Source organism: Rhizobacter sp. P3_B12, from assembly GCF_056402895.1.
In genome coordinates, this window is sequence record NZ_JBFUGN010000501.1 from 1 (window position 1) to 4,488 (window position 4,488).

Below are 4,488 nucleotides of genomic sequence, written 5' to 3' on the forward strand. Positions count from 1 at the left end.
CCTCCACCGCCACCGCGGCGGCGCGCGCGAGCGTCGCGCGCTCGGCATCGTCGAGCGCGAACAGCACCGGGTTGGCGCCCGGCGGCGATTGCCATTCGGCATTGAACAGCGCGTTCTTCGCGATCGTGAAATCGGCCATCACGGTGCTGTGCACCGCCAGCCATTCGCGCGCGGCGCGAAAGCGCGGGATCGTCACGCTGCTGCGCGAGAAGAACATCTCGTCGAGGTCGTTGCCGAGGTTCAGCGAGACGATGTTGAGCAGCGGCGCGGCGGCCTGCTGGTCGCCGCTGACCTGGCCGTGGTGGCCGTGGTGGCGGTAATCGCTGGCCCACGACTGCAGCGATTCGACATCGGTGGCGGCCGCGGCCATCAGGCGCGCGCCGCCGGCCCGGCGGCCGGGCAGTTCTGCCGCGACCAGCGCGCCGAAGGTCTGGCCGAAATCGAAGCCCCAGCCGAGCGCCTGCGAATCGCCGACCACCAGCACGTCGGTCTCGGCCGCGAGCGTGGCCGCGCTGCAGTCGGCCACGCGCAGGCCCTGCGCATCGGTGCACAGCGCGAACGGCTCGCGGCCGGCGAGCTGGATCGTCGCGTCGAAGCCGGCCGGCATGCGCAGCGCGCCGTCGGGGTCGCTGACGGCAGGGATCGCCGGGCGCTTGTTCAGGTGCACGATGCGGCTCATGCCTTCGAGCAGCAGCGCGACCACCGCCAGCACGATCAGGCATTCGAGCACGGTGCCGGCGGCACGGCGCAGGCCGCTGGCGGGTGCCACGGGTGCCGGATCGCGGGGGATGGTCATCGCGGTGCCTCAGGCACTCAGAACAGCGGGTACAGGAACGGTGCCAGCGCGCCGGACGACGACACGATCGCCAGCAGCACCGAGATCACCAGCAGCACCGGCAGCAGGATCAGCAGCCAGCGCTGGCGCCGCTGCGCGAGCGCGCCCACCATGTCGCGCAGCGACGCGGAGATGCTTTGGATCATCCAGACGATCTTCATGGGGTTCTCCTGTGAAGGTGAGCTCAGTAGCGCTTGCGCAGCACCAGGTCGTCGATCACCAGCATGTCGATGCCGGTGCGGGCGAACATCGCGAGCGCCATGCGCGGGTGGCCGACCATCGGCAGCGAGCGCTCGTTCAGCGAGGTGTTGAGCAGCGCGGCCACGCCGCTGTGCCGGCCGAAGCGGTTCAGCAGCGCCCAGTAGCGCGGGTTGTCGTCGCGCGTGCAGACCTGCGGGCGCGTCGTGCCGTCGGCGTGGATCGCGCCGCGCAGCTGCGTGCGGTAGGCCTCGCGCACCGGCCAGATGGTCTGCATCCACTTCATCACCGGCTCGGCGGCCCAGCGGGTGTCGAGCACCTGCTCGGCCTGTTCGGCGGCGATCGACAGCGCATACGGCCGGAAGTGGGTGTGCGATTTCACGGTGCGGCTCATGCGGCGCACCGTGTCGAGCTTGCCGGGGTGCACCAGCAGCGAGCGGTTGCCGAGCGCCCGCGGGCCGACCTCGAAGCGGCCCTGTACCCACGCGACGATCGCGCCGTCGGCCAGCGCCTGGCTCACCTCGTCGAGCAGGCTGTCGTCGTCGGCATGGCGGGTGCTGCCGATGCCGGCGGCCTGCAGCGCGCCCAGCGCCTGGTGGCCGAGCAGGAAGCTGAACGAGGGATCGGCCTCGATCAGCGGCTCGAGATCGTGCTGCGCATGCGACGAGCCGAGGTACGGGTGGCGGATCGGCTGCACCGGGCCATGCTGTGCGGCACGCAGCATCGCCGCGCCGAAGGCCGCGCCGCCATCGCCCGGGTCCGGCGGCACGAAGAAGTGCTCGAACGCGCTGCGCTCGATCAGCTCGGTGTTGGCCAGGCAGTTCAGTGCGACGCCGCCGGCGAAGCACAGGTTGCGCGAGCCGGTCTGGCGCGACAGGCGCGACGCGAGCCCGAGCAGCACCTCGGCCAGCACATGCTGCAGGCTGGCGGCGATGTCGGCGCAGCGCTGGTCGTCGTCGGGCACCTGCTGCGGGCCGTCGGCCAGCGAGTCGAAGGCATACGGCTGGCGGAAATCGCGCGGCGGGCCGAAGGCGGCGATCAGCGGCGCGGCGAACAGCGTGGACGCGTCGCCGTCGAAATTGAAGTGCGACACCTCGATCACGTAGCTGCCGTCGGGCTCGCTGCGCATCACGCGCCGCATCGCCTCGGCGAAGCGCGGCTTGCCGAACGCAGCCAGCGCCATCGTGCTCGCCTCGCCGGAATTCGGCTTGAAGCCGAGGTAGGCGGTGAAGGCGGCATAGACGAGGCCGATCGAGTGCGGGTACTCGTACTGTTCGAGGATCTTGAGGCCCTGGCTCGCATCGCGACTTGCATGTGCGAGCGTCGTGCAATCCCACTCGCCGATACCGTCGAGCACCAGCACCGCGGCCTCGTCGAACGGGGAGGCGTAGAAGGCCTGCGCGACGTGCGAATGGTGGTGCGCCGCGAGGTGGATGCGCGACGGCGGGACGCCGAAGCGCGAGCTCAGCGCGGCGCGCGTCCAGAGCTTGTCGCGCAACCAGCTGCGGTTGGCCGAGACGAAATCGCGCAGCCCGCGCGGAAAGCGCGCGAAGCCGTTGGTCAGCACGCGCGAGTACTTCGGGCCGGGCTGCTCGTAGAACACGACCTCGTCGACCTCGTCGAGCGCCAGGCCCTGCTCGCGCAGCTGCGCCGCCAGCGACAGCGCCGGGTAGCTGCTGTCGTGCTTGTGCAGCGTGTAGCGCTCCTCGGAGGCCATGCTGACCAGCACGCCATCGCGCACCACGCAGGCGGCGCCATCATGGAAGTCATACGACAGACCGACAATGTTCATGGGTCATCCTCGAACGGCTGACAGCGGACGAACTGCAACGGAACTGCGGGGACTGCGGGGACTGCGACAACGGAACAACGGGGGGACTGCAACGGCGAACTGCAATGAGAAGCGCGCGGCCGCTCGAGGCGGGCGATCGCGTACAGCCGTACCGCCGGCACGTGGTGGACGTGCCTCAGCGGAAATTCGCGGACTTCAGTGAGCCGGTGGGCTCAGGCGAGGGAGGGTGTCGAGCGACCGAGTGGGGTCACTCGGCCGACGCAGAATAACGAAGCGCTCCGGATGCTGCAACCCTTTTCTTCAGGGACGCCACACCGCCGACACGAGCCACAGGTTGGCTGCGCTGATCAGCACGAACAGCGTCCACGCACCGGTCTTCAGCCACGGCCCGTTCGCGAACGATCCCATCAATGCGCGGTCGCTGGTGAAGCGGATCAGCGGCCAGATCGCGAACGGCAGCTGGAAGCTCAGCACCACCTGGCTCGCCACCAGCAGCTTGCCGACACCCGCGTCGCCCAGCCACAGCACGCCGCCCAGCGCCGGCAGCAGCGCGAGGCCGCGCGTGATCAGGCGGCGCTGCCAGCACGGGATCTTCAGGTCGAGGAAGCCTTCCATCAGCACCTGCCCGGCGATGGTGCCGGTGAAGGTGGAGCTCTGCCCGGCCGCCAGCAGCGCGACGCCGAACAGCACCGAGGCGAACACGCCGCCGACCAGCGGATCGAGCAGGTGGTACGCATCCTGGATCTCGGTGACCTCGGTGTGCCCGCTGCCGTGGAAGGCCGCGGCCGCGAGCGTCAGGATGGCCGCGTTCACCAGCAGCGCGAGCGACAGCGAGACCACGGTGTCCAGCGTCGACAGCCCGATCGCCTCGCGCTGGCTGGCATCGTCGCCGGCGACGTGGCGCGTCTGCACGATCGACGAATGCAGGTACAGGTTGTGCGGCATCACGGTGGCGCCGAGGATGCCGATCGCGAGGTACAGCGCCTGCGGGTTCTCGACGGCCGACAGGCGCGGAACGAAGCCCTGGGCGACGGCGCGCCAGTCGGGCCCGACCAGCGCGAGCTCGACCGCGTAGCAGGCGCCGATCGTGACGATCAGCCCGAGCACGATCGCCTCGACCTGCCGGAAGCCCTGGCCCCTGAGCCCGAGCACGACCAGCGTGTCGAACGCGGTGATCACGATGCCGGTGACCAGCGACACGCCGAACAGCAGGTGCAGCGCGAGCGCACTGCCCAGCACCTCGGCCACGTCGCACGCGATGATCGCGAGCTCGGCCAGGATCCACAGCACGCGGCTGGTTGCTTTCGGGTAGTGGTCGCGGCAGGCGCGCGCGAGGTCCTTGCGGGCGACCAGGCCGAGGCGCAGCGAGAGCGTCTGCAGCAGCATCGCCGCGAGGCTCGACAGCAGCACCACGCACAGCAGCGCGTAGCCGTAGCGCGAGYCGGCCTCGATGTCGGTCGCCCAGTTGCCGGGGTCCATGTAGCCGACCGACACCAGCAGCCCCGGGCCGGCGACGCGCAGCAGCTTGCGCCACAGCGGCGCCTGCGCGGGGATCGCGATGCTGCCGCGCACTTCGGACGGGCAGAACGGGGCGGTGGCGGTGCGCGGCAATGAAAACATGGAATCGCATTCTGCCGGCTGCTGACAACACGTTGTCAGCAGC

Annotated in this window: 4 protein-coding genes; all 4 read right to left on the reverse strand. The window is 70.2% G+C overall.

The window, feature by feature from the left end; all coding sequences use genetic code 11:
* On the reverse strand, positions 1-796 hold a 796-nt coding region (locus AC1D01_RS22265), incomplete at its 3' end, for a hypothetical protein (RefSeq protein WP_477870146.1).
* A 17-nt stretch (positions 797-813) separates the two neighbouring features.
* Complete coding sequence (locus AC1D01_RS22270) at positions 814-996, reverse strand: DUF5989 family protein (protein WP_047508213.1); 183 nt, start codon at positions 994-996, stop codon at positions 814-816.
* 23 nt (positions 997-1,019) lie between these two features.
* Positions 1,020-2,825, reverse strand: coding sequence for a carbamoyltransferase family protein (locus tag AC1D01_RS22275; protein ID WP_477870148.1), 1,806 nt, complete (start codon positions 2,823-2,825; stop codon positions 1,020-1,022).
* A gap of 300 nt (positions 2,826-3,125) precedes the next feature.
* Positions 3,126-4,445 carry an Nramp family divalent metal transporter gene (locus AC1D01_RS22280; RefSeq protein ID WP_477870150.1) on the reverse strand — a complete coding sequence of 440 codons (1,320 nt, stop codon included), beginning with the start codon at positions 4,443-4,445 and terminating at the stop codon, positions 3,126-3,128.
* Between the last annotated feature and the right edge of the window lie 43 nt (positions 4,446-4,488).

Coding starts and splice junctions, on each gene's coding strand:
- AC1D01_RS22270 (WP_047508213.1), bottom strand. CDS start 996: ATGAAGATCGTCTGGATGATCCAAAGCATCTCCGCGTCGCTGCGCGAC.
- AC1D01_RS22275 (WP_477870148.1), bottom strand. CDS start 2,825: ATGAACATTGTCGGTCTGTCGTATGACTTCCATGATGGCGCCGCCTGC.